Below are 22,615 nucleotides of genomic sequence, written 5' to 3'. Positions count from 1 at the left end.
GGGCGTCGCGCCCCCACGCGTCGGCCATGTCCATGGCGCTCGGCGGGAAGGGAGCACCACATGTTCCGTCGAAGGCCGAGTCGTCCACGCCCGCAGCAGGCGCCCGTGGAACGCGCGTCGCAGGCCCCCCGCACCGGCCGCGCCCGGCACGGGTCGAGCGTCCTGACGCGTTCCCTCGCCGGGGTGAGCGCCGCCGCCGTGATCGGCGCCGGCATCGCCGTGGCGGGCACCGTCACGGCCGGCGCCGCCACCCCCAACCTGGTGGCCAACCCCGGGTTCGAGGACGGGCTCTCCGGCTGGACCTGTTCCGGCGGCTCCGGCGCGGCCGTCGGCAGCCCGGTCCACTCCGGCGCCTCCGCGCTCCAGGCCACGCCGACCGGCCAGGACACCGCCCAGTGCACCCAGACCATCAGCGTGCAGCCCAACTCCCAGTACACGCTGAGCGCCTACGTTCAGGGCAGCTACGTCTACCTGGGCGCCACCGGCACCGGCGTCACCAACGCCTCCACCTGGACGGCGAGCAGCCCCTCGTACAGCCAGCTCAGCGTCGGCTTCACCACCGGGGCGAACACCACCTCGGTGACCGTCTTCCTGCACGGCTGGTACGGGCAGCCCGCGTTCTACGCGGACGACGTGGTGCTCACCGGCCCCGGCGGCAGCAGCCCCAGCCCCACGCCGACCACCGCGCCGCCGACCAGCACGCCGCCGACGACGACGCCGCCCACCAGCACCCCGCCCACCACCACGCCGCCGACGACGACGCCGCCCACCACGACGCCGCCGAGCGACACCTGCCCCACGAAGCCCAAGCCGTCGGGCAAGGTCCTCCAGGGGTACTGGGAGAACTGGGACGGCGCCCTGAACGGCGTCCACCCCGGCATGGGCTGGGTCCCCATCACGGACAGCCGGATGGCCGCGCACGGCTACAACGTCATCAACGCCGCCTTCCCGGTGATCCTCTCGGACGGCACCGTGCTGTGGCAGGACGGCATGGACAGCAACGTCAAGGTCTCCACCCCCGCCGAGATGTGCCAGGCCAAGGCGGCCGGGGCGACGATCCTGATGTCGATCGGCGGCGCCGCCGCGGGCATCGACCTGAGCTCCAGCACGGTGGCCGACAAGTTCGTGGCGACCGTCGTCCCGATCCTCAAGAAGTACAACTTCGACGGCATCGACATCGACATCGAGACCGGCCTGTCCGGCAGCGGCAACATCAACACGCTGTCCGCCTCCCAGGCCAACCTGATCCGCATCATCGACGGCGTGCTGGCCCAGATGCCCGCGGGCTTCGGCCTGACGATGGCCCCCGAGACCGCGTACGTCACCGGCGGCAGCGTCAACTACGGGTCGATCTGGGGCGCCTACCTGCCGATCGTCAAGAAGTACGCCGACAACGGGCAGCTGTGGTGGCTGAACATGCAGTACTACAACGGCAGCATGTACGGCTGCTCCGGCGACTCCTACCAGGCCGGCACCGTGCAGGGCTTCACCGCGCAGACCACCTGCCTGAACAACGGCCTGACCATCCAGGGCACCACCATCAGGGTGCCGTACGACAAGCAGGTGCCCGGCCTGCCGGCCCAGCCCGGCGCGGGCGGCGGCTACATGGACCCGGGGTCGGTCGGCCAGGCGTGGAACGCCTTCAGTGGTTCGCTGAAGGGTCTGATGACGTGGTCGATCAACTGGGACGGCTCGAAGGGCTGGAGCTTCGGCGACAACGTCAAGCGCCTCCAGGGGCGTTGATCACCGGCTGACGACGGCCTCCCGCGGTCCGGGCCGCGGGAGGCCGTCGTCAGCCGGTGAAGCGGTCGGCGTGCCGCCGGACGACGCGGCCGGCGGCCCCGGTGGCCAGGATCGGTCGCACGGCCCCTCCGAAGGGGTCCGGACCGGCTCGGCCGGTCGTCAGATGGTGGCGGTGTCGATGACGAAGCGGTAGCGGACGTCGCTGGAGAGGACCCGCTCGTACGCCTCGTTGATCCTCTCGGCGCCGATCAGCTCGATCTCGGCCGCCACGCCGTGCTCGGCGCAGAAGTCCAGCATCTCCTGGGTCTCGGCGATGCCGCCGATGCCCGAGGAGCTCATGCTGCGGCGCCGGCCGCCCAGCGCCCGGATGTCGACCTCCAGCGGCTCCTCCGGGAGGCCGACGTTGACCATCGCCCCGTCGGTGCGCAGCAGGGAGAAGTAGGCGGCGAAGTCGATCGGGGCGGAGACGGTGTTGAGGATGAGGTCGAAGGTGCCCACGAGGCTCTGGAAGGTCGCCGGGTCGCTGGTGGCGAAGTAGTGGTCGGCGCCCAGCCGCAGGCCGTCGTCCTTCTTGCGCAGCGACTGGGACAGCACGGTGACCTCGGCGCCGAGCGCGTGGGCTATCTGCACGCCCATGTGGCCGAGCCCGCCGAGGCCCACCACGGCGACCCGCTTCCCGGGGCCCGCGTTCCAGTGCCGCAGCGGGGAGTAGGTGGTGATGCCCGCGCACAGCAGCGGCGCGGCCTTGTCCAGCGGCAGCGCCTCGGGGACGCGGACCACGTAGTTCTCGTCGACGACCACGGTCTTGGCGTAGCCGCCGTACGTGGGCCGGCCGTCCTTGCCGACGGCGTTGTACGTCCACACCGGGCCCTCGTCGCAGTACTGTTCCAGGCCGGCCCGGCAGTTGTCGCAGGTGCGGCAGGAGTCGACCATGCAGCCGACGCCGACCCGGTCGCCGACCGCGAAGCCGGTGACGCCGGGGCCGACCTCGGCGACGACGCCCGCGATCTCGTGCCCGGGCACCATGGGGAAGACCGCCCGGCCCCAGCCCTCGTGGGCCTGGTGGATGTCGGAATGGCAGATGCCGGCGAAGGCGATGTCGATCAGCACGTCGTGCTCGCCGACCGCGCGGCGCTCGATGGTCGTACGCTCCAGCGGGGCCTTGGGGGCCGGCACGGCGTAGGCGGCGACGGTGGTGGTCATGGGAGTTCGTACCCTCTCTGCGGATGGAGCCGGGCCGGTCGGGTCGGACGGACCGGGACGGTCGAACAGCACACCCACGGTACTCCTGGGGCCGGTGCGCCCTGCTGGGCCGGTGCCCGCTCCGGGGGGCGACCGGCGCGGGTCGGAGGGCCGCCGGTTGTTCGGCCTTTTGTTCAATGACCGAGCGCCGAACCAGAACAACCCCGGTGCGCTACACCGGTAGCGCACGCCACACCCGTGCCGCACGTGGGACCAGGGCCGCAACAGCGGCGAAGGCCGGAAGGGTTCACCAGATGACGACGCTCTGCATCGCGAACAACCGCACCGAGGAGATGGTCGGGGACCTCGCCGGGACGCCGCCGGCGGAGCTGCGGTTCGCCGGGTGCGGGGCGCAGCGGATGCTCTGGTGGGCCGAGGACGGGGACGTCCTGGTGCTGCCCTGCGGCCCCGACCCGGAGTACCTGGCGTACGTCACCGGGCTGACCGGCGTACGGGCCGACAGCCTGGCCTTCGTGGTGCCGCCGCCCGGCGCCCACGGCGACCAGGTGCTCACCGCCGACCGGCTGGCCGACCCGGGCTTCCGCGCCGAGCTGCGCCGCGCGCTGGACGGGCGCGCCGTCGACGAGGTGCTGGCCGTCTCGCCGAACGGCGCGGTGGCCGAGCTGGCGGAAGCGCTCGGGATCGGGCACGCCATGCCCGGCCGGCCCTTCGCCGCGCAGGGCGGCAACGCCCTGGTCAACAGCAAGGCGGGGTTCCGGGCGCTGGCCGCCGGCGCCGGGGTGCCGATCCCGCCCGGGCGGGTGGCCGGCTCGCCCGCGGAGGTCGAGGCCGCGATCGAGGACCTGCTGGCGCGGGGGCACAGCGTGATGGTGAAGGTCGAGTACCAGGCGGGCGGCCTCGGCAACGAGATCCTCGCCCGGGACGAGAAGGTGGAGCCGGTCGGCGCCGAGCGGGTGGTGCCGCTGCCGGACCGGGCGGCGGTGGCCGCGTACGTGGCCGAGCGGTGGACCTGGCTGACCGGCGGACGCGGCCAGCGGGTCGTGGTGGAGCGGTACTTCGCCGACTCGGCGCCGCTGTACGCCGAGTTCGTCATCGGGGACACGGGCGCCGTGCTCTCCGGCTGCGGCGAGATGGTCATGCGGCCGGTGGTGGTCGGGGAGATCACCCCGCCGGTCACCCCGGACGCCGGCACCCGGGACGCACTCGTCCGCGAGGCCGCCCGGCTGTGCGAGGCGCTGCGGGTGATCGGCTACCGGGGCACGGTCAGCGCGGACGCCGTGCTGACCCCCGAGGGCGAGATCTACTTCCACGAGACCAACGCCCGGCTCACCGGCTCCAGCCACCTGCACCACGCCTACGCCGGCCGCCTGCTGCGCCCCGAGCACCGCGGCTCGCGCCACCTCCTGGAGCTGGCCGGCCTCAAGGTGCCGTCCTTCGCCGAGGCCGTGGCGGCGATCGGCGCGGCCGGGCTGGCCTTCGACCGGGAGCGCGGCACCGGCGTGCTGTTCAGCTCCGACTTCGGGCCCGCCGACGGCTCGGTGATGTACTGCGCGGTCGCCGAGGGCCCGGAGGCCGCCCGCGCCCTGGAGGGCGCCCTGCTCGCGCTGTTCGCCGGATGAGTCCCGACCTGGAGGAGAACGGAATGATGCGCGCCGCGCTGATCCACCGCTACGGCGGCCCGGAGGAGCTGAGCGTCGAGACGGTGCCGGAACCGGAGGCCGGCCCGGGCCGGGTGCTGGTCGACGTCGCCCTGGCCGGGCTCAACTACGCCGACCTGGAGTGCCGCACCGGCGAGTACCTCAGGTTCCCGCTGCCGGCGGTGCTCGGCGTCGACGTGGTCGGGCGGCGCCGGGAGGACGGCCGGAGGGTCGTCGCGCTGCTGCGCACCGGCGGCGGGTACGCCCACGTGGCCGCGCCCGAGGCGGCGCACACGGTGGAGGTGCCGGACGGCGTGGACGACGAGCAGGCGCTGGGGCTGCTGGAGCAGGGGGCGACGGCCTACGGCGCGCTGACCCTGGCAGGGCGGCTGCGGCCGGGCGACGCCGTCGGGGTGAGCGCGGCCGCCGGCGGGGTCGGGCACCTGGCGGTGCAGCTGGCCAGGGAGCTGGGCGCGAGCCGGGTGGTCGCCCTGTCCTCCACCCCGGAGAAGCGGGAGTACCTGCTCTCGCTGGGCGCCGACACCGTGCTCGACCCGGCCGACCCCGACCTGGCCGGGCGGCTCGCGGAGTCGGGCGGGCTGGACCTGTTCCTCGACTCGGTCGGCGGCCCGGTGCTGCGCGCCGGGCTGGCCGGACTGGCGCCCTTCGGGCGGCTGGTGTCGGTCGGGGCGCGCGGCGGGGTGGAGGACGCCTTCACGATGGGCGAGCTGACCGAGCGCTCGGCGGGCGCCCAGGGCTTCTGGCTCAAGCACGTGCTGACGGACCGGGCGCTGTTCGAGGGCGTCGCCGACCACCTGTTCCGGCTCGCCGCCGAGAAGCGGGTGGTGGCGCGGATCGACCGGACCGTCCCGCTGTCCGGGGTGGCCGGGGCGCACCGGGCGATGGCCGCGCGGGAGACCATCGGCAAGGTGCTGGTGGACGTCCACCGCGAGGAGTGAGGGCCGGGATCAGCGGAGCGCCTCCTCCGCCTCGCCCGGGGCCAGCGGCAGGCTGGCGGCCACCCGGTAGCCGCCGGTGGCGAGCCCGCCGGTCTCCAGCGTGCCGCCGTGCAGCGTGACGCGTTCGCGCATGCCGATCAGGCCGTGCCCGGTCCGGGCCGCCGCCCCGGCGGTGGCTCCGCCCGCGGCCCCGGCCGGGCCCGTCCCGGTGCCCGCGCCGTCGTCGCGCACCTCGACGGTGACCCGGTCCGGACGGTACGTCAGCCGGACGTGGGCACTGGCCGGGCCGGCGTGCTTGCGGGTGTTGGTGAGGGACTCCTGGACGATCCGGAAGACGGTCAGGCCCACCGTCGGGGGCAGCGGTCGCGGGCGGCCGCTGACCTCGAACTCGGTCGGCAGGCCGGCCAGCCGGGACTCGTCGACGATGCGGTCGAGGTCGTCGGCGCCGGGCTGGGGCGGGCTCGGCACGGTCTCGGGCTCCTCGTCGGCCCGCAGGACGTCGAGGAGCTGGCGCATCTCGCGCAGGGCCATCCGCCCGGAGGACTCGAGGGTGACCAGGGCGTCGCGGACCACCTCGGTGTCGCCCCCGAGGTTGGCCCGGGCGCCGCCGGCCATCAGCTGCATGGTGGTGATGTGGTGGGCCACGATGTCGTGCAACTCCCGTGCGATGCGGCGTCGTTCCTCGGCCACCGCACGGTCGGCGAGCAGCCTGCGATGGGCCGCCACCTGCTGCTGCCAGCGGTTGACCACGACGGCCGTGCCGACCACGACCGCGACCGCGAGGACGGCGGAGAGGACGTTCGCCCCCGTGGGGAGCCGCCCGTGGCTCTGGTTCAGCAGCGTCACCACCGCCGTCGCGCCGGACATCAGCGCCGTCACCGCGGCGGTGCGGACCCTGGCCACCGAGTACAGGGCCACCGAGAGGGCGAAGCCGAAGTGGGTCGACGGCGGTGCGGAGAGGTTCTCCGCCGCGCCCAGGGCCAGTACGGCCGCGAGCGCCGACACCGGGTGGCTGCGCCGGAAGAGCAGCGGCAGGGCCGGCAGCACGATGAGGACGACGCCGAGCGCCGTGGCACCGCCGCCTCCGGGCCCACCGTCGCCACTCACGCCGCCGAGCGAGTAGCCGACCAGGTCCAGGGCGGCCGCGGCGACGGCGACCAGCGCGTCGTCACGCGTCCACGGCACCGCGTCGCCGCCCTTCGGCCTGTCGGCGCCCGGCAGCCTGTCGGAGGCCGGCGGCCCGCCGGAGATCGGCTGCTCGGGGTGTCGGCGCCGGCGCATCTGTGCGTCTCCCTGCTCGTGGCCCGCCGGACCGGTGCGGCGCGGCCGGGCTGTGGTAATCGACCCATTCTGGCACCGGCCGACCGGCCGCGACGGGGCCCCTGAGGCGGGTCCGGGACCGGGACCACGGTCCTGGTCCCGGACGGCTGCCGGACCCTGGGGCCCCGCTTCCGTTCATCCTGTGCCCGGACGAATCCGGGGGGTGCCGCGTGATCGTCTGGAGACCGGCCGGGAACCCGGTGCCGAGTCCACCCGCAAGTCGATACGCAGGAGAACACTTTGATCCGCGCCCTGACCGGATTCTCGACGAGAAACCCATGGAAGGTCATCGCCCTCTGGACGGTGCTGGGTGTCGCGCTGACCGCCCTGAGCGGGGCGCTGATCTTCCGCGTCACGCAGACCCGGGTCGGCGACTTCCTGCCCGCGAGCTACGACTCGGCCGCCGCCCTGAAGATCGCCGAGGACAGGTTCGGCGTGAAGCCCGACGCCGACACGGTGACCGTGCTGGTCGCCCGCTCGGACGGCGGCCCGCTCAGCGCCGCGGACCACCAGCGGATCGGCACCCTGGCCGAGAAGCTGGGCCGGCAGCGGGTCACCATGCCGAAGCCCAAGGAGGAGGACGGGCCGTCCTTCCTGGCACGGGACCACTCGCAGACCCCCGCGGTCGTCCCGGCGATGGTGGCACCGGACAAGAGCTTCGAGCTGCTCTCCGTCGGGCTGGTCGGCAACCCCGAGGAGCCGGGGATGCAGGACCTCTTCCGGGCCTTCCGGGACTCGGCGCGGGCCCAGTTCGACGACGCGGGGCTGCGCACCGGTTTCACCGGCGGCCTGGCCGGCACGGTGGACACCAAGGACGACGGGAAGACCATGGCGAAGGTCATGGGAGCCCTCACCATGGGGCTGATCGTACTGCTCAACGTGCTGGTGTTCCGCAGCGTGCTGGCGGCCCTGCTGCCGCTGCTCGCGGTCGCCCTGATCGGTGGCGTGGCACTGGGCGCGGTGGTCGGCGCCGCGATGCTCACCGGGATCAGGATCGACCCGAGCACCCCGTCGCTGATCCAGGTGGTCCTGATCGGCATCGGGATCGACTACCTGCTGTTCCTGCTGTTCCGCTTCCGCGAGCAGCTGCGGGCGCGACCCGAAACGCCCGTCCGGGTCGTGGCCGCGGAGGTCTCGGGGCGGGTGGGCACGGCGATCACCTCGGCGGCGCTGACCATCGTGGCCGCCTTCGCGACGCTCGGGGTGGCGAGCTTCGGGCAGTTCCGGGTGCTCGGCCCGGCCATCGCCGTCTCGGTCCTGGTCATGCTGCTGGGCAGCCTGACGCTGATGCCCGCCCTGCTGGCGGCCTGCGGACGCGGGATGTTCTGGCCCTCGCGTGCGCTCCAGAGCCGGCCGCGCGAGGGCGTGTCGGCCCGGCTGGGCGGCCTGGTGGCGCGCTGGCCGCTGGCCCTGACGGTGGCCTCCGTCGCCGCACTGGGCGCGCTGGCCCTCGGGACGGTCGGGATCAGGATGGACTACGGCCAGGGCGCCGAAGGCCCGCGCACCGCTGCCACCGCCACCGCGGCCGAGATCTCCCGCGCGCTGCCGGCCGGTGTGTCGGACCCGACCACTGTCTACCTCACCGCCAAGGACGGCGGCACGCTCAGCGCGGACCGGTTCGACGGCCTGTCCCGCGCGCTCGGACAGGTCGCGGGCGTGGGGCAGGTGGCGGGGACCGTCCTCGCCGACGACCGGCGGGCCGCCCGGATCGACCTCTACCTGACCGCGGACCCGCAGTCCCAGCAGGCCCGTGACGTGGTCTCGGGGCCGCTGCGGGCCGCCGTCGCCGCGCACACGCCCGCCGGGACGACGGCCCACGTCGGAGGCACCCCGGCGGTCTTCGCCGACATCTCGAAGGCCGTCGACCACGACCTGCGGCTCGTCTTCCCGGTCGCGGCCGCGCTGATCGCGCTGATCCTGCTGATGCTGCTGCGCAGCCTGCTGGCGCCGGTGGTCCTGATGGTCTCCGTCGGCCTCTGCTTCGCGGCCACGCTCGGCGCCTCGGCGCTGCTCTTCCAGCACGGCCTGGACAAGCCGGGCGTCAACTTCACGCTCCCGCTGGTGCTCTTCCTGTTCGTCGTCGCGCTCGGCACCGACTACAACATCCTGATCAGCGACCGGATCCGGGAGGAGATGGAGCAGCCGGGGCCGGCCCGCGCGGCCGTGGCCCGGGCGGTGCGGCACACCGCCCCGGCCATCGCGACGGCGGGCCTGGTGCTGGCGGGCTCGTTCGCCACCCTCGCCGCCACCCCGGCGAGCCGTCAGGTCGGCTTCGCGCTGGCGCTCGGCATCCTGCTCTCCGCCTTCCTGCTGTCGGTGGTGCTGGTGCCCGCACTGGCCGCGCTGTTCGGCCGCGGCATCTGGTGGCCGGTCCGCCCGGGGCGCGCCGCGGCCCGCCGCCACCCGCAGGACCGGGCGTACGAGCCGGAGCCGGACATGGGCTCCGCCCCGGACCCCTACCGGCTGACGCCGGGCCGCTGACGGCGCCCGCCGGTAGCTCCGCACCCGATGCGGACCGGGCGTCCGGGGACACCGGGCCCGACGGCTTCAGCCGCCGGGCCCGGTGCCGCGCCACGACGGGGCACGGCGTCAGTACCCGGCGACCTCGTCCAGGCCGTGGCCGCGCAGCGGGACGAGGAAGCTGCGGTCGAACACCACCACGGGCTCGCCGGTGGACTTCGTCCCGGTGGTGCGGCAGCTCACGATGCCCTGCCCGTCGCGGCTCTTGGAGAGCCGCTTGGCGAGGGTCTCGGTCTCCGCGTAGAGGGTGTCGCCGGTGAACACCGGGTGGGTCATCCGGATGTTCTCCCAGCCCAGGTTGGCGATGGTGCGCCCGCTCGTCGAGCGGGCGGTCATCCCGCCGACGATGCTGAGCGTCACCAGGCTGGAGACGATCGGCTTCCCCCAGGGGGTGTGGGCGCTGTAGGCGGCGTCGATGTGCAGCGGGGCGTCGTTCATGCTCAGCATGCTCATCAGCACGTTGTCGAGCTCGGTGACGGTCCGCCCGGGGCGGTGCTCGACCACCTCGCCGACCTCGAACTCCTCGTAGTAGCGCCCGACCACCTCGCGGTAGCGGCGCTCGCCGATCCGCCGGTAGCCGGCGGGTTCGGTTCCTTCCATGGCGGTTGCTCCCGGGTCCTAGAGGTCGGCGGTGAGTTCCTTGACGTGGCCGGCGAACTCGCGGATCAGCCGCTCGTCCATGTCGGCGCGCAGCATCAGCCGCAGCCCGGCCTCGCCCTTGGGCACGATCGGGAAGAACACCGCGGAGCTGTAGAAGCCGCGCTCGAAGAGCTGGGCGGACAGCTTGACCGCCCGCTCGGCCTCCCCGACGTCGACCCGGCGCACCGGCAGGCCGTTGCCCGCGAAGGTGGTCGGCAGCAGCTCGTCGAAGAGCTCGATGTTGCGGGCCAGCGCGCCCTGGAGCTCGGCCAGTTCGGGGGAGCGGTGGATGGCGGCGCTGGCCAGCGAGGCGCCGACCATCGGCAGCGGGATGTTCTGCGACCAGCCGATCGGGCCGGCGTGCCGGTGCAGGAACTCGAACTGCTCCCGGTTGCCGAGCATCGCGACGCCGCCGCTGGTGCCGAAGGCCTTGCCGAGGCTGGCGGTGATCACCGTCAGCGGGTTCATCTCCAGCCGGGAGCGGACGTAGCCCTCGCCGCGCTCGCCCGCGATGGACAGCGAGTGGGAGTCGTCGATGTAGAGGAACAGCCCGTAGCGGTCCTGGAGTTCGAGCAGCCCGTCGAGGGCCGCGGTGCCGCCCATCGAGTAGGCGCCGTCGGCGACGTAGGCGACCCGCGGGTACTTGCGGCAGATGTCCTCCAGGTAGTTCAGGTCGTTGTGCGGGCAGGTCAGCACCAGCGACTCGTCCGCGCAGATCGGCTTCATGTACGCCATGCAGAAGTGGCAGAAGCGGTCGAAGACCATGACCCGGGGGCCGCCGCCGCCCTGGCAGGTGCCGTCCAGGTGGCCGGAGGCGATCAGCGGCAGGATGCCGGCGGTGAGCGTGGTACAGGACGCCCCCGGCAGGATGTTCGCGCCGAACAGCTCGCCGAGCTCCTCCTCCAGCCGCACCAGCAGGTTGTGCCGGATTCTGGTGGTGGAGAGGACCAGCGAGGTGCCGCGGGCCTCGGTCAGCGCGTCCACCGCGCCGGCCAGGACCGCGGGGTGGTTGTTCAGGCCGAGGTACGAGCAGGAGACCATGTTGGCGAACTCGTGGCCGGTCTCGCGGACCGTCAGCCGGTTGTTGGACTCCGAGTCCACCGTGACGCCGATCAGGCCGTTGGCGGCGGCCGCCTGCCAGACCGGGTCGGCGCTCGCCAGCATGGCCTCGGCGTTGCGGTACCGGCGCGGGCCGAGGATGGATTCTTCGGTCATCGTCACTTCTCCGTCGTGTGGTTCGGGGTGTCGGTGGGCGCGTGGTGCTGCGGGTCGTGCGGTCCGCCGGGCCGGGGCGGGTCGAACTGCTCGATCAGGCGCTGCGAGGCCTCGAAGAACGGCATGCCGACCATCACGCCGTCCACCACGGTGACCGAGCGGCCGTTCTCCAGGCCCGCCGCGACCACCCGGCGGGCGCGCGCCAGCAGCTCCTCGTCGGGGCTGAACGTCGCGTTGATCAGCTCGAGTTGGCGCGGATGGACGGCGATCTTGCCGCTGAACCCGAAGTCCCGGGCGAGCCCGGCCTCCCGGCGCAGCCCGTCGAGGTCGGTGACCTCGAAGAACGGCGCGTCCATCGCCTCCACCCCCGCGGCGCGGGCGCTGTTGACCACCCGGGCGCGGGCGTGGGCCAGGGCCTCCCAGGAGAGCCGGGCGCCGACCGCGAAGGCGTAGTCGGCCGAGCCGAAGACCAGCCCGCGCAGCCGGTGCCCGGCGGCCGCGACGGCGGGAGCGTTCTCGATGCCCAGCGGGGTCTCCACGACGGCCAGGAACTCCGTCTCCGGGCAGTCCGCGCCGAGCGCGCCGGCGGCGATCTCGATGTCCCGGGGGGACTCCGTCATCGGGATCAGGACCAGGTCCGGTTTGACCCGGTACCGGGCGATGGCGATCAGGTCGCGCAGACCGTCGGGCCCGGACAGGGTGTTGATGCGCACCGCGCTGCGCGCGAGCTTGGTGGACGGGAGGGCGAAGAACTCCTCGGCGAGCCGGCGGGCCTCCTCCTTCCGGGTGGGTGGGACCGAATCCTCCAGATCGACCATGGCGATGTCGGCCCCGGACTGGTGGCTCTTGGTGTACCGCTCCACCGCCATCGCGGGTGTGGACAGGAGGGAACGGCAGTACCGCGTGAACCTCATGGATGTCTCCGAAGTCAGCGAGGGCTGCGGGTTCCGGTTCTATCCCACCGGCTTTGTTCGGCGCCGTACGGCTGGACATTGAACATCAACTCGGAACAACCGACCCGTACGCACCATTGTTTGACGCCAACGGTCCTGTGCATGATGAATCAACGGGGGGATGGACACGGGGCGCACGCGGCGCGTGTGGCGCGTGGGCACTCAAGGTTTCAGGACACCGCTTCAACGGAGAAGGGGGGCCGTCGTGCCGCGTCGGGAAAGTCCACTGGACCCCGGGGACGGGCCGCTGCTGCGCTTCGCGGGCGATCTGCGGGCCCTGCGGGAGCGCGCCGGACGTCCGCCGTACCGTCAACTCGCCCTGCGGGCGCACTGCTCGGCGGCCAGCCTGTCGGTGGCCGCGGGAGGGCGGCGGCTGCCCAGCCTCGCCGTCACCCTCGCCTACGTGCAGGCCTGCGGCGGGGACGTGCGGGAGTGGCGGCACCGCTGGCAGCTGCTCGCCGCCGAACTGGCCGCCGAACAGTGCGCCCGGCGGCGCGCCCAGGACGTCGGACGGGCCCCCTACCCGGGCGCGGCCGCGTTCGAGGCGGCCGACGCCGAGCGGTTCTTCGGCCGCGAGGCGCTGCTGGACCGGCTGGTCGCCCTGCTGGCCGAACGGCGGCTGGTGATCGTCTCCGGGCCGTCCGGGGCGGGCAAGTCCTCGCTGGTCAGAGCCGGTCTGCTGGCCCGGCTCGGCGCGCCCGCCGCCACCGGTGCCGTCACCGGCGCCACCACCGGGAGACCCGGGGCCGGGGGCGGAGCGGGCCGGCCCCCGGCCGACGGCGGTGTCCCGGTGGCGCTGCTGACCCCCGGTGAACGACCCATGGAGGCGTACGCGCTCGCGCTCGCCCGGCTCGGGCAGCGGGCCGGGGAGACGAGGCGCGGCGGGTCCGGACCGACGGCCGGGGACCCGGTCCTGGTGGTCGACCAGGCCGAGCAGCTGCGCACCCGCTGCCGGGACGCCGCCGAGCGGGCGCGCTTCCTGGACGCGCTGGTGGCGACCGCCGCGGGCGATCCTGACGGGGCGTCGGACGGGCTGCCGGTGGCGGCGCCGGCCCGGTGCCGGGTGGTGCTGGTGGTCCGCTCCGACCAGTGCGGCCCGCTGCTCGCCGAGCACCCGGGGCTGGCCGAGGCCGGCCGCCACGGGGTGCTGCCGGTGGGGCGTCCGGCGCCGGACGAGCTGCGCAGGGCGATCACCGAACCGGCGTTACGGTCCGGCTGTACCGTCGAGGGCGCCCTGCTGGCCGTCCTCATCTCGACCGCCGCGCAGCAGCCGGGCGCGCTCCCGCTGCTGTCCGCGGCCCTGCTGGAGACCTGGCGGCGGCGCAGCGGCAACGCGCTCACCCTGGCCGGGTTCCAGGCCACCGGAGGGTTCGAGGGCGCGCTGGCCCGGACGGCGGAGGCGCTCTACAACGGGCTGGACGCGCCCGACCAGGCGCGGGCGCGGGCGGTGTTCCTGCGGCTCGGCGGGGAGTTGCTCGGGGCCGGCGAGGACGCCGCCGGCGGTCCGGCGGCCCTGGGCGACGGGCTGGCGCCGGGCGGCGGGCCGCTGCCCGGCGGTGAACTGGTGCCGGGCGGCGACGAGGGCACCCGCAAGCCGGCCCGGCGGGCCGAGTTCGACGATCCCGGCGTGCCCGAGGTGATGGAGCGGCTGGTCCGGGCCCGGCTCGTGGTGGTCGACCGGGACACCGTCGAACTGTCCCACCAGGCGCTGCCGCAGGCCTGGCCCCGGCTGCGGGACTGGCTGGCGGAGGGCCGGGAAGCACTGGGGGAGCAGTGCCGGCTCACCGCGGCCGCGCGGGGCTGGGCCGCCGCCGACCAGGACCCGGAACTGCTCTACCGGGGCGTCCGGCTGGAGGAGCTGGTGCGGCGGGTGGCGGCCGGCGAGCTGGCCGCGGCCGGGGTCGAGCGGGCGTTCCTGGCGGCCTCGTCCCGGGCGGCCGTCGCCGACCGGCGCCGGGCGCAGCGCCAGAACCTGGCGGTGGCCGGGGTCGCCGCGGCGGGCGGGGCGCTGCTGGCCCTGGCGGGCGGGAGCCGGATCCGCCGGGCCTGGCGGTGGTGAGCGCCGGTCCGGGGCGCGGCGCCTCCCACCGGTGTTGATCAGCGTCGGAGGGAGCGGGTCGAACAACGGGCGGCCGGTCGGCGGGGTGTTCCCGGTGCCGATCACGGTCCTTGCGTCGCCGTCGGTCGTCCGGGTAGCTTGACGATCGATCCCGGCCCTTCGTAGCGGCGAACTCGGTTGCCCCGCCGGTGATTTCCCGTACGTCGTGGCCGGCCGGAGCCGGTCCGGCGCATCCGTCCGCACGGTTCCAGGCCGTCGCCTCCGCCGTCGTCTCCGTGTTTCCCCCAAACCCGTGTCAAGGGAGAGTCATGTCCGATTCGGCCCGTCCGGTCCAGAGCTGGGACGAGTTCACCACACTGCGGGAGATCGTGGTCGGGACCGCCGTCGGCGCCCGGCTGCCCGAGCAGACCGAGCCGTCCTCCTGGCTGTCCTGCTTCCCGAAGACCAACGCCGCCGACCTCGCCTCGATCGAGGCCGGCCCCTACTCGCGGCAGGTCGTGGAGGAGACCGAGGAGGACCTGGACGACCTGGTGGCCACCCTGCGCGGCCTCGGCGTCACCGTCCACCGGCCCGATCCGGTCGACCACGCGGCCGAGTTCGCCTCCCCGCTCTGGAACGCCGACGGCGGCTTCCACTCCTACTGTCCGCGGGACCTGACCCTGGTCGTCGGCGAGACGCTGATCGAGGTGGCGAGCCCGATGCGGCAGCGCTACTTCGAGGCCTTCGGCCTGCGCGGACTCTTCCAGGACTACCTGCGCCGCGGCGCGCGCTGGCTGGCCGCCCCCCGGCCGCAACTGGCCGACGAACTCTTCGAGTTCGACGAGGCGGGCCTCCCGCTGCTGGGCGAGGCCGAGCCGGTCTTCGACGCCGCGAACGTGCTGCGGCTCGGCCGGGACGTGTTCTACCAGGTCTCCCGCAGCGGCAACGAACTCGGCCTGCGGTGGCTGGAGTCCACCCTCGGCCTGCTCGGCGACGGCGGCCTGCGGCTGCACCCGCTGCGCGACATCTACGGCTACACCCACATCGACAGCACCATCGCGCTGCTGCGCCCGGGCCTGGTGCTGCTCAACCCCGAGCGGATCAGCCCGGAGACCGTCCCGGAGCCGCTGAAGGGCTGGGACGTCCTGTGGTGCCCGCCGGCCGAGCCCACCGGCGACGCGCCCGAGCACGCGCTCAGCGAGAGCTGGATCAGCATGAACCTGCTGATGGTCTCCCCGGACACGGCGATCGTCGAGTCCGAGCAGGAGGGCCTGATCAAGCTGCTGGAGCACGCCGGGATCACCGTCCTGCCGCACCGGCTGCGGCACTCCCGGGTGCTCGGCGGCGGCTTCCACTGCGTCACCCTGGACACCCGGCGCGACGGCGGACTGGAGGACTACCTGTCCTGACCCGCCGCCGCTCAGGGCTTGCGGGCCAGCGCGCAGGAGATCAGCCGCTCCCACACCGACAGGTCGCCCTCGTCCGCCGGCACCCCGCCGGTGCCGGCGGGCTCCGGACGCCACAGCGGGCAGGGCACCAGCCCCGGTTCGAGCAGGTCGAGGCCGTCGAGCAGGCCGAGGATCTCCTCGTCGGTGCGCCAGCGGCCGCGACCGAAGCTCTCCCGCAGTTTCCGTTCCGCGCGCCGGCCCTCCTCGGTCCCGTCGGAGTTCCCGACGGAGCGGAAGTGGGAGACGTAGACCAGGCTGCCCGACGGGACCCGGTCCACCCACCAGCGCACCAGGTCGGCGGGCCGCTCGGCGTCGTCGAGGTGGTGCAGGACGGCGCTGAAGACGACCCCTACCGGCTCGTCGAAGTCGATCAGCCGCCGCACCTCGGGATGGCGGCGGATCTCCTCCGGCTCACGCAGGTCCGCCCGGACCAGCGTGGTGCGGGGGTCGGCGGCCAGCAGGGCACGGCCGTGGGCGAGCACGGTCGGATCGTTGTCGACGTAGACGACGCGGGCGCCGGCGTCGTGCCGCCGGGCGGCCTGGTGCACGTTGTCGGCGGTGGGCAGGCCGCTGCCCAGGTCGACGAACTGGCGGACGCCGTCGCCCGCCATCGCGCCCACGGCGCGGATCAGCGCCTGCCGGTTGGCGAACGGCAAGGCCACCGAGCCGGGCAGCTCCCGGAGGAAGAAGTCGCCGACCTCGCGGTCGGCGGCGAAGTTGTCCGTGCCGCCGAGCAGGTAGTCGTAGACCCGGGCGATGCTCGGCTTCGACCGGTCGATCCCGCTGGTGCTGTCGTCGGTCATGGGAACCTGCCCGTCCCTGGGGTCCGTTGTCGCCTCGATCGTAGGAGAACCGTCGCGCCCCGGCCCGTCACCCCGGCCGCCGGGCGGCCGCCGCCGCACCGGATATTGGCAGCGGTCACCCGTCCGTGTGACGCAGACTGGGGCGAGAACTGTTCGGATCTGAGGATGGATTTTCATGGCTGACCGGCCTTTGACGCTGATGGCAGTGCACGCCCACCCCGACGACGAGGCGAGCGGGACCGGGGGTGTGCTGGCCCGGTACGCGGCGGAGGGCATCCGTACGGTGCTCGTGACGTGTACGGACGGCAGGTGCGGCGACGGCCCGGGAGGGGTCAAGCCCGGCGAGGACGGGCACGACCCGGCGGCCGTCGCCGCGATGCGCAGGAAGGAACTGGAGGCCAGCTGCGAGGTGTTGGAGGTCGGGCACCTGGAGCTGCTGGAGTACGCCGACTCCGGGATGATGGGCTGGGAGAGCAATGACGCGCCCGGCTCGTTCTGGAGCACGCCGGTGGCGGACGGCGCCGCCCGGCTCGCCGAACTGATGCGGCACTACCAGCCCGACGTGGTCGTCACCTACGACGAGAACGGGTTCTACGGCCACCCCGACCACATCCAGGCCCACCGCATCACGGTGGCGGCGCTGGAACTGGTCGACCTGTCGCCGAAGGTCTACTGGACGACGGTGCCGCACTCGGCGGTGCGGCGGTTCGGGGAGGTCATGCGGGAGTCCGGCCCCGACGGGGAGCAGTCGGAGCCGGTGGAGCCGGTGGAGGCTGCCGAGCTGCCCGAGATCGGCCTGCCGGACGAGGAGATCAGCACCTGGGTGGACACCACCGCCTTCGGCGGCCGGAAGTTCGACGCCTTGGCCGCGCACGCCAGCCAGGGGGACAACATCTTCTTCCTGCGGATGGGCAAGGAGCGGTTCACCGAGCTGATGGGCGTGGAGACCTTCGTCCGGGTCAGGGACACCACCGGCGCGGCCCTCCCGGAGAACGACCTCTTCGCCGGCCTGCGCTGAGCCCGGGGCAGCGGTGTGCCGGCGGCGGGGCGGATCGGCCCCGCCGCCGGCACGGTACGGAGCCACCGAAGCCACTCGGGGCCATCGAGGCCGCTACAGCCCGCGCAGCACGGAGAGCAGCAGGTCGACCTCCTCCGGGGAGTTGTAGACGTGCAGGCTGACCCGCACCGAGCTCTCGCTCTCGCCGGCCCGCGCCTGGCAGTGGCCGTCGGCGCGCACCATCAGGCCGTGGCTGGCGAGGATGAAGCCCAGGTCGTTGGAGCCGATGCCGCGGTGCCGGAAGGTGACGATGCCCTCGCGCCGCTGGACCTCGGAGTCGGCGGCCAGGCTCCGCTGGCAGCCGAGGACCTCGTACGGGGCCAGGGTCCGCAGCCCGTCGGTGAGCCGGGCGGCCAGCGCGCTGTTCCACCGTCGGATGCGGTCCGGCCCGGCGGCGTCGAGCCAGTCCAGGGCGGCCTCCAGGCTGGCGATCCCGGCGGTGTTGGGCGTGCCGGCCCAGCCGCCGGGGGTGAAGGCCGGGCCCCGGGTGTTGCGGGCCCACACCGCGCCGGTGCCGGGCAGGGCCAGCGCCTTGTGCCCGGAGAAGACCACGAAGTCGACGTCCAGGGTGCCGACGTCCACCGGCAGGTGGCCGACGCTCTGCGCGGCGTCCAGGCAGATCGGCACCTCGGGCCCGACCGCGGCCCGGATGCGGTGGACGTTCATGTCGGCGCCGTACACGTGGTGCACGTGGGTGGCGGCGACGAACGCCGTGCGTCCGGTGACGAGCCGGGCCAGCGCCCGGTGGTCGTAGTCCTGCGAGGCGGGGTCGTACGGCAGTTCGCGCACGGTGACGCGCACGCCCCGGTCGGCCAGCAGCTGCCGGGCCTCCAGCCAGGGCAGCGCGTTGGCCTCGTGGTCGGCGAAGGGCACGATGATCTCGTCGCCGTCCCGCAGGTGGTGGGGGAGCCAGTCCCGGGCCACCGCGCGCAGCCCTTCGGTCGCGCCGCTGACGAAGTGGACGCCGGAGCGCTGCCGGGGGGCCGGGTCGCCGAGGAAGCGGGCGACCCGGGTGCGGGTGCGGTCGACCAGTGCGGTGGTGGCGTTGGCCCAGGTGTAGGTGCCGCGGCCGGCGTTGGCGTTGGCGGTGGTCAGGTAGCGCTGGACGGTGTCGAGCACCGCCCGGGGCTTCTGCGAGGTGGCCGCGCTGTCCAGGTACGCCTGGTCGGGGTGGCCGGTGACGATGGGGAACTGGTCCCGCAACGCGCGGTGCCAGTCGTGGAGTTCGCCGAGGGTTTCGTCGGGGGTGGTCATGGCCGGCCCCGCTCAGTCCCGGACCAGCGGCGCACCCGCGTCGCGCCAGGCGATGACGCCGCCGGCCAGGCTGCGCGCGTCCCGGTGTCCCATCCGGGTGAGCAGCGCCGCGTAGACCGCCGACTTCTCGCCGACCGGGCAGGCCAGCAGCACCGGCTGCCGGGTGCCGAACGGCAGGCCGCCGTGCAGGAGTTCGTCGAACAGCTCGTCGACGATGTTGACCGAGCCCTCGATGTGCAGCGCCGCGTACGCGGCCGGCCCGCGCAGGTCGACCACCAGCGGCCGCTCCTCGGCGATCCACTTCCGGGCGGCGTCGACCTCGACGACCCGGGCGGCGGCCAGTTCGGCCGGCGTCACGGTGGCCACCGTGTTCGGCCGGGCGGGCTGGTTGAACAGTTCGGGCCGCCGTTTGCGGATGTAGCTCAGGTAGCTCTCCACCCGGTCGCAGACGATGAACACGGCGGTGCGTCGCTCGCCCGAGCCCCGCTGCTTGAACTCCTCGTCCAACTCCTCGTCCACGGAGCGGAGGTGGCGCAGCGCGCCGAAGAAGGCGCCGCCGCCGGTCGGGCCGGCCGGCAGGCCGCAGCGGCGCACCAGGGTGAGCATGCCGTCGATGGCCTGGTCGGCGGTCACCGTCGCGATGGTGTCGTAGGTGGCGGGGTCGAACAGCCCGACCTCGTGCACCTCGTCGATGGTGCGGATGCCCGGGATGAAGTCGGACTTGTGGGCGACCAGTCCGAGCACGTCGACGGCCGGGTCGTGGGCGCGCAGCACGGCCGCCACGCCGGTGGAGGAGCCGGCGGTGCCGACGCAGGCGATGAAGTGGTCGGGGGCGCGGCCGTCGAGGTCCCGGACGATCTCGGGGCCGGTGCCGGTGAGGTGGGCGTCGAGGTTGAGCCGGCTGTAGTACTGGTCGGTGTGCAGGTAGCCGGACTCCGCCTCGGAGAGCATCCGGTGGATGCGGGTGAGCGGGTCGTCGGTGTCGGTCGGGTCGAGGCACTCGGTGCGGCCGGGCAGCTCCTCGATCTCCGCGCCGAGCAGCAGGAGCAGGTCCTTGATCTCGGGGACCCGCATCCGGTTGGTGACGCTCTTGAACGGCAGTCCGTGCAGGCCGGCGATCAGCGCGAGCGCCTTGGCGGTGTTGCCGCTCGACAGTTCCACGACGGTGTCGCCGCGCTCGACGGCGCCGGGGATCGCCTCGCGGGTCATGTTCCAGGCGGCGCGGTCCTTGACCGAGCCGAAGGGGTTGAGCAGTTCCAGCTTGGCGTACAGGTCGATGTGCCGCAGGCCGGTGACCGCCGGGTCGATCCGGACCAGCGGGGTGTTGCCTATGGCGTCGGTGATGCTGTCGTACCTCATGCGTGTCCGTCCCCCCGGTGTTCCGCGCCCGCCGTCACGTCGACGGGCCAGTACTGCTCGTCCAGGCGCCACCGCCAGGCGCCGTCCTGCCGGTACGCGGCGACCTTGCGCGCGACGGGCTGGCGCAGCGCCGAGCCGGCGCTGAAGTCCATGAGGTAGCCCGCGGTGTTGGCGAAGGCGAGCAGGTCGCCGGGGGCGGGGAGGCGGGGCAGGAAGACCGTCCGGCGGGTGATCAGGTCGGTCTCCAGGCAGAGGTTGCCGATCAGGTACACCCCGACCGGGCCGTCCGGCGAGTCCGGGCCCTCCGAGCCGTCCGGCGCGGCCGGGGCGCCGGAGCGGGGGACCAGCAGCGGGTCCATCAGCACCCCGTGCTCCTCCAGGCCCACGTCCCGCGCGTTCATCTCCAGCCGCACCAGGCGCTCGCCGGCCGGGGTCTGCCGGACCTCCAGGACGCGGGCGAGCGTCGCCCCGCACTGGTCGGCCAGCGCCCGGCCGGGCTCCACCGCCAGGTCGTAGAGGTTCTCCAGCAGCAGCGTGCCGAGCGGCCGGCCGAGCGTGGGCGCCGGGGTCGAGAGCAGCTCGTCCAGGTAGGCCTCGGCGGCCACCGGGCGGTGCGCCGGGTAGAGGCCGAGGGCGCCGCGCAGCCGGCCGGACTCGGCGCGCAGCCCGTAGCCGTGGCCCTGCCAGGTGAGGGCGGGGCGCCGGCCGAGGACGGCGTCGGTCAGCTCGCTGGTGTACCGCTCCCACTGGGCGGCGTCCGCCAGGTAGCTGACGCCGAACCCGCCGCCGATGTCGATGGTGCGGGGGTTCAGGCCCCGGCGCCGGCACTCGTTCAGCACCGTGACGCAGGTTTCCAGGGCGACGGCCTTCTCCGGCACGCCGGTGGTGTCCAGGTGGTAGGCGACGCCGGTGGTCTCGACGGCGTCCCGGTGGCGCTCCAGCGCGTCGAGCAGGCCGTCGAGTTCGGCGACGTCGGTGCCGAACCGGCTCGGCCGGGTGAGCACCGTGGTGCCCGGCGCCCGGAAGCCCGACAGCCGCGGCATGACGGGCACCGGGGGCAGGGCGTGCGCGCGTACGAGGCCGGCCAGGGCGTCGAGTTCGGCGCGGGAGTCCAGGTGGACGGTGGCGCCGGTGCGGGCCGCCAGCCAGAGGTACTCGCGGTTCTTCGGGCCGGTCGCCATGATCCGCTCGGGCGGGCAGCCGGCCCCGAGCACGTGCTGGAGTTCGGCGAGCGAGGCGACGTCCAGTCCGGCGTCGGTGGCGGCGAGCCGGCGGACCAGGGCGCTGGAGCGGTTCGCCTTGTGGGCGAAGTGGATCCGGCCGGTGAGGCGGTGCTTGCGGTAGACGGCCCGGAAGCGTGCCAGGTTGTCCGCGATCTGTTCGGGCAGGAGCAGGTTGAGGGGGGAGCCCAGCGCGTCGGTCAGGGTGTGCAGGAGGTCGCGTTCCGCCAGGAGGGACCGGAGCGGGGGCTCCAACCGTGGTTCGAGATACAGCGGTGAGGACCGCATGCGAAACCAGCTCTCCGTGAGAAGTCGGCGTGAGGCGTGCGCGGCAGGGACGTCGGCGACCGAGGGAAACGGTAACTGTTTCCCTGGGTGATCAACAGGGCGCTTTCTGTCACGCCCTCGCAAAGACTGTGCCCATGCGGAACCCGGCTTCCCGCATGGGCACTTGAAGCGGGGTCAGCGCAGGGCCACCAGGACGGAGCTGGTGCCGTACTGCCACACCGGTCCGGCCTGGCGGAAGCCGGCCTCCCGCAGCAGTTCGCCGTGCCGGGCGGCCGACAGGCCGTTGCCGGGGCCGTCGGTCGGGGGCAGCTGCCGCTCACGGGCCGTCAGCAGGTCGGCGAACTCGGGGACCCGCCCGGCCGCGGCCCACCACTGGGACCAGTCCTCGGCGGCGCCGGTGCCCTTGCGCTGGGCGCGGCGGCGGCCGATCGCGAGGGCGAGTTCGGCGAGCGGCCGCTCCTCGGGGATGAGGTGGTCGCCGTTGACCAGGACGCCGCCGGGCCGCAGCGCGCCGGCGAGGTCGCGGTAGATCCTGAGCAGGGCGTCCGGCGGCGGGTAGTGCAGCGCGGTGGTGGACACCACGGCGTCCAGCGGGCGGTCGAGGGCGAGGTCCCCGATCCAGCCGGGGCGGCCGATCAGGGTCTCGACCCAGCGCGCGACCCGGGGGTGCCGGGCGCGGCCGAGGGCGAGCAGCAGCGGGTCGATGTCGACCGCGATGATCTCGGCGTGCGGCAGGCGGGCCGCGACCCGCGCCGACAGCGAGCCGGGGCCGCTGCCGAGGTCCGCGACGAGCGGCCGCGCGCGGTGGCCGACGGTCTGTTCCAGTACGTCGGCGATGACGGTGAACCGCTCCTCGCGCTCCACCGCGTACCGCTCCTGCTGGCGCTCCCAGCGGTCCACCCAGGTCCCGGCCAGAGCGGCGTCCACTCGCATCCCGACTCCCGCCGTGTCCGTGCGCA

At 74.0% G+C, this 22,615-nt stretch carries 17 protein-coding genes; 7 read left to right on the top strand and 10 right to left on the bottom strand.

Going from position 1 to position 22,615, the window contains the following annotated elements:
- Positions 1-183 precede the first annotated feature (183 nt).
- On the top strand, positions 184-1,743 hold the full coding sequence (locus ACWDD9_RS07135; RefSeq protein ID WP_449811028.1) for a carbohydrate binding domain-containing protein: 1,560 nt from the start codon (positions 184-186) through the stop codon (positions 1,741-1,743).
- A 159-nt stretch (positions 1,744-1,902) separates the two neighbouring features.
- On the opposite strand, the gene ACWDD9_RS07130 is transcribed toward ACWDD9_RS07135, so the two are convergent.
- Positions 1,903-2,946 (bottom strand): NAD(P)-dependent alcohol dehydrogenase, encoded by a 1,044-nt coding sequence (locus ACWDD9_RS07130; protein WP_449811027.1) that lies wholly within the window; start codon positions 2,944-2,946, stop codon positions 1,903-1,905.
- Between the two features lie 293 nt (positions 2,947-3,239).
- Between ACWDD9_RS07130 and ACWDD9_RS07125 the strand changes: the two genes are divergently transcribed.
- Complete coding sequence (locus ACWDD9_RS07125) at positions 3,240-4,565, top strand: preATP grasp domain-containing protein (protein WP_449811026.1); 1,326 nt, start codon at positions 3,240-3,242, stop codon at positions 4,563-4,565.
- Positions 4,562-5,542 (top strand): quinone oxidoreductase family protein, encoded by a 981-nt coding sequence (locus ACWDD9_RS07120; RefSeq protein ID WP_449811025.1) that lies wholly within the window; start codon positions 4,562-4,564, stop codon positions 5,540-5,542. Before ACWDD9_RS07125 ends, ACWDD9_RS07120 begins: the two co-directional genes overlap by 4 nt.
- Positions 5,543-5,551: 9 nt before the next feature.
- Here ACWDD9_RS07120 and ACWDD9_RS07115 read toward each other — a convergent pair whose 3' ends face one another.
- Positions 5,552-6,823, bottom strand: a complete 1,272-nt coding sequence (locus tag ACWDD9_RS07115; RefSeq protein ID WP_449811024.1) for a sensor histidine kinase — start codon at positions 6,821-6,823, stop codon at positions 5,552-5,554.
- Between the two features lie 279 nt (positions 6,824-7,102).
- Between ACWDD9_RS07115 and ACWDD9_RS07110 the strand changes: the two genes are divergently transcribed.
- Entirely contained in the window at positions 7,103-9,343 is a 2,241-nt protein-coding gene (locus tag ACWDD9_RS07110; protein ID WP_449811023.1) for an MMPL family transporter, read from the top strand.
- Between the two features lie 108 nt (positions 9,344-9,451).
- Here the strand turns inward: ACWDD9_RS07110 and ACWDD9_RS07105 are convergent, their stop codons facing one another.
- From ACWDD9_RS07105 to ACWDD9_RS07095, 3 genes are read right to left on the bottom strand one after another with little or no spacing between them, the layout of a single operon-like run.
- Entirely contained in the window at positions 9,452-9,982 is a 531-nt protein-coding gene (locus tag ACWDD9_RS07105; RefSeq protein WP_049655810.1) for a MaoC family dehydratase, read from the bottom strand.
- A gap of 18 nt (positions 9,983-10,000) precedes the next feature.
- The gene (locus tag ACWDD9_RS07100) at positions 10,001-11,236 is read right to left on the bottom strand and encodes an 8-amino-7-oxononanoate synthase family protein (protein ID WP_199823146.1); all 1,236 of its coding nucleotides are present in this window, start codon (positions 11,234-11,236) and stop codon (positions 10,001-10,003) included.
- 2 nt (positions 11,237-11,238) lie between these two features.
- Positions 11,239-12,150: an HpcH/HpaI aldolase/citrate lyase family protein gene (locus tag ACWDD9_RS07095; RefSeq protein ID WP_117486016.1), complete on the bottom strand. Its 912-nt coding sequence runs from the start codon at positions 12,148-12,150 to the stop codon at positions 11,239-11,241.
- A 244-nt stretch (positions 12,151-12,394) separates the two neighbouring features.
- Between ACWDD9_RS07095 and ACWDD9_RS07090 the strand changes: the two genes are divergently transcribed.
- Both ACWDD9_RS07090 and ACWDD9_RS07085 read left to right on the top strand, forming a co-directional pair.
- Positions 12,395-14,248, top strand: a complete 1,854-nt coding sequence (locus ACWDD9_RS07090; protein ID WP_375873052.1) for an nSTAND1 domain-containing NTPase — start codon at positions 12,395-12,397, stop codon at positions 14,246-14,248.
- A 308-nt stretch (positions 14,249-14,556) separates the two neighbouring features.
- Positions 14,557-15,636 (top strand): inosamine-phosphate amidinotransferase 1, encoded by a 1,080-nt coding sequence (locus tag ACWDD9_RS07085; protein ID WP_375873053.1) that lies wholly within the window; start codon positions 14,557-14,559, stop codon positions 15,634-15,636.
- 11 nt (positions 15,637-15,647) lie between these two features.
- On the opposite strand, the gene ACWDD9_RS07080 is transcribed toward ACWDD9_RS07085, so the two are convergent.
- On the bottom strand, positions 15,648-16,478 hold the full coding sequence (locus ACWDD9_RS07080) for an SAM-dependent methyltransferase (protein WP_449811022.1): 831 nt from the start codon (positions 16,476-16,478) through the stop codon (positions 15,648-15,650).
- A 175-nt stretch (positions 16,479-16,653) separates the two neighbouring features.
- Here ACWDD9_RS07080 and ACWDD9_RS07075 point away from each other — a divergent pair, with 175 nt between their 5' ends.
- The gene (locus ACWDD9_RS07075; RefSeq protein ID WP_449811021.1) at positions 16,654-17,496 is read left to right on the top strand and encodes a PIG-L family deacetylase; all 843 of its coding nucleotides are present in this window, start codon (positions 16,654-16,656) and stop codon (positions 17,494-17,496) included.
- Between the two features lie 93 nt (positions 17,497-17,589).
- Here ACWDD9_RS07075 and ACWDD9_RS07070 read toward each other — a convergent pair whose 3' ends face one another.
- The 4 genes from ACWDD9_RS07070 to ACWDD9_RS07055 all read right to left on the bottom strand — a co-directional run bounded on the left by ACWDD9_RS07070 (position 17,590) and on the right by ACWDD9_RS07055 (position 22,589).
- Complete coding sequence (locus ACWDD9_RS07070; protein WP_449811020.1) at positions 17,590-18,789, bottom strand: aminotransferase class V-fold PLP-dependent enzyme; 1,200 nt, start codon at positions 18,787-18,789, stop codon at positions 17,590-17,592.
- A gap of 12 nt (positions 18,790-18,801) precedes the next feature.
- Positions 18,802-20,148 (bottom strand): pyridoxal-phosphate dependent enzyme, encoded by a 1,347-nt coding sequence (locus tag ACWDD9_RS07065; protein ID WP_449811019.1) that lies wholly within the window; start codon positions 20,146-20,148, stop codon positions 18,802-18,804.
- Complete coding sequence (locus ACWDD9_RS07060; protein ID WP_449811018.1) at positions 20,145-21,656, bottom strand: Y4yA family PLP-dependent enzyme; 1,512 nt, start codon at positions 21,654-21,656, stop codon at positions 20,145-20,147. The genes ACWDD9_RS07065 and ACWDD9_RS07060 overlap by 4 nt, the downstream gene beginning before the upstream one ends.
- 174 nt (positions 21,657-21,830) lie before the next feature.
- A complete protein-coding gene (locus tag ACWDD9_RS07055) occupies positions 21,831-22,589 on the bottom strand; it encodes a class I SAM-dependent methyltransferase (RefSeq protein ID WP_449811017.1) in 759 nt (252 codons plus the stop codon).
- Between the last annotated feature and the right edge of the window lie 26 nt (positions 22,590-22,615).

This window comes from Kitasatospora sp. NPDC001119 (genome assembly GCF_053598475.1).
This window is presented reverse-complemented; position numbering and strand designations above follow the sequence as displayed.

What these genes read in the sequence shown, in the direction of transcription:
- ACWDD9_RS07130 (WP_449811027.1), bottom strand. Translation starts at nt 2,946, where the DNA reads ATGACCACCACCGTCGCCGCCTACGCCGTGCCGGCCCCCAAGGCCCCG.
- ACWDD9_RS07125 (WP_449811026.1), top strand. Translation starts at nt 3,240, where the DNA reads ATGACGACGCTCTGCATCGCGAACAACCGCACCGAGGAGATGGTCGGG.
- ACWDD9_RS07120 (WP_449811025.1), top strand. Translation starts at nt 4,562, where the DNA reads ATGAGTCCCGACCTGGAGGAGAACGGAATGATGCGCGCCGCGCTGATC.
- ACWDD9_RS07115 (WP_449811024.1), bottom strand. Translation starts at nt 6,823, where the DNA reads ATGCGCCGGCGCCGACACCCCGAGCAGCCGATCTCCGGCGGGCCGCCG.
- ACWDD9_RS07105 (WP_049655810.1), bottom strand. Translation starts at nt 9,982, where the DNA reads ATGGAAGGAACCGAACCCGCCGGCTACCGGCGGATCGGCGAGCGCCGC.
- ACWDD9_RS07100 (WP_199823146.1), bottom strand. Translation starts at nt 11,236, where the DNA reads ATGACCGAAGAATCCATCCTCGGCCCGCGCCGGTACCGCAACGCCGAG.
- ACWDD9_RS07095 (WP_117486016.1), bottom strand. Translation starts at nt 12,150, where the DNA reads ATGAGGTTCACGCGGTACTGCCGTTCCCTCCTGTCCACACCCGCGATG.
- ACWDD9_RS07085 (WP_375873053.1), top strand. Translation starts at nt 14,557, where the DNA reads ATGTCCGATTCGGCCCGTCCGGTCCAGAGCTGGGACGAGTTCACCACA.
- ACWDD9_RS07080 (WP_449811022.1), bottom strand. Translation starts at nt 16,478, where the DNA reads ATGACCGACGACAGCACCAGCGGGATCGACCGGTCGAAGCCGAGCATC.
- ACWDD9_RS07075 (WP_449811021.1), top strand. Translation starts at nt 16,654, where the DNA reads ATGGCTGACCGGCCTTTGACGCTGATGGCAGTGCACGCCCACCCCGAC.
- ACWDD9_RS07070 (WP_449811020.1), bottom strand. Translation starts at nt 18,789, where the DNA reads ATGACCACCCCCGACGAAACCCTCGGCGAACTCCACGACTGGCACCGC.
- ACWDD9_RS07065 (WP_449811019.1), bottom strand. Translation starts at nt 20,148, where the DNA reads ATGAGGTACGACAGCATCACCGACGCCATAGGCAACACCCCGCTGGTC.
- ACWDD9_RS07060 (WP_449811018.1), bottom strand. Translation starts at nt 21,656, where the DNA reads ATGCGGTCCTCACCGCTGTATCTCGAACCACGGTTGGAGCCCCCGCTC.
- ACWDD9_RS07055 (WP_449811017.1), bottom strand. Translation starts at nt 22,589, where the DNA reads ATGCGAGTGGACGCCGCTCTGGCCGGGACCTGGGTGGACCGCTGGGAG.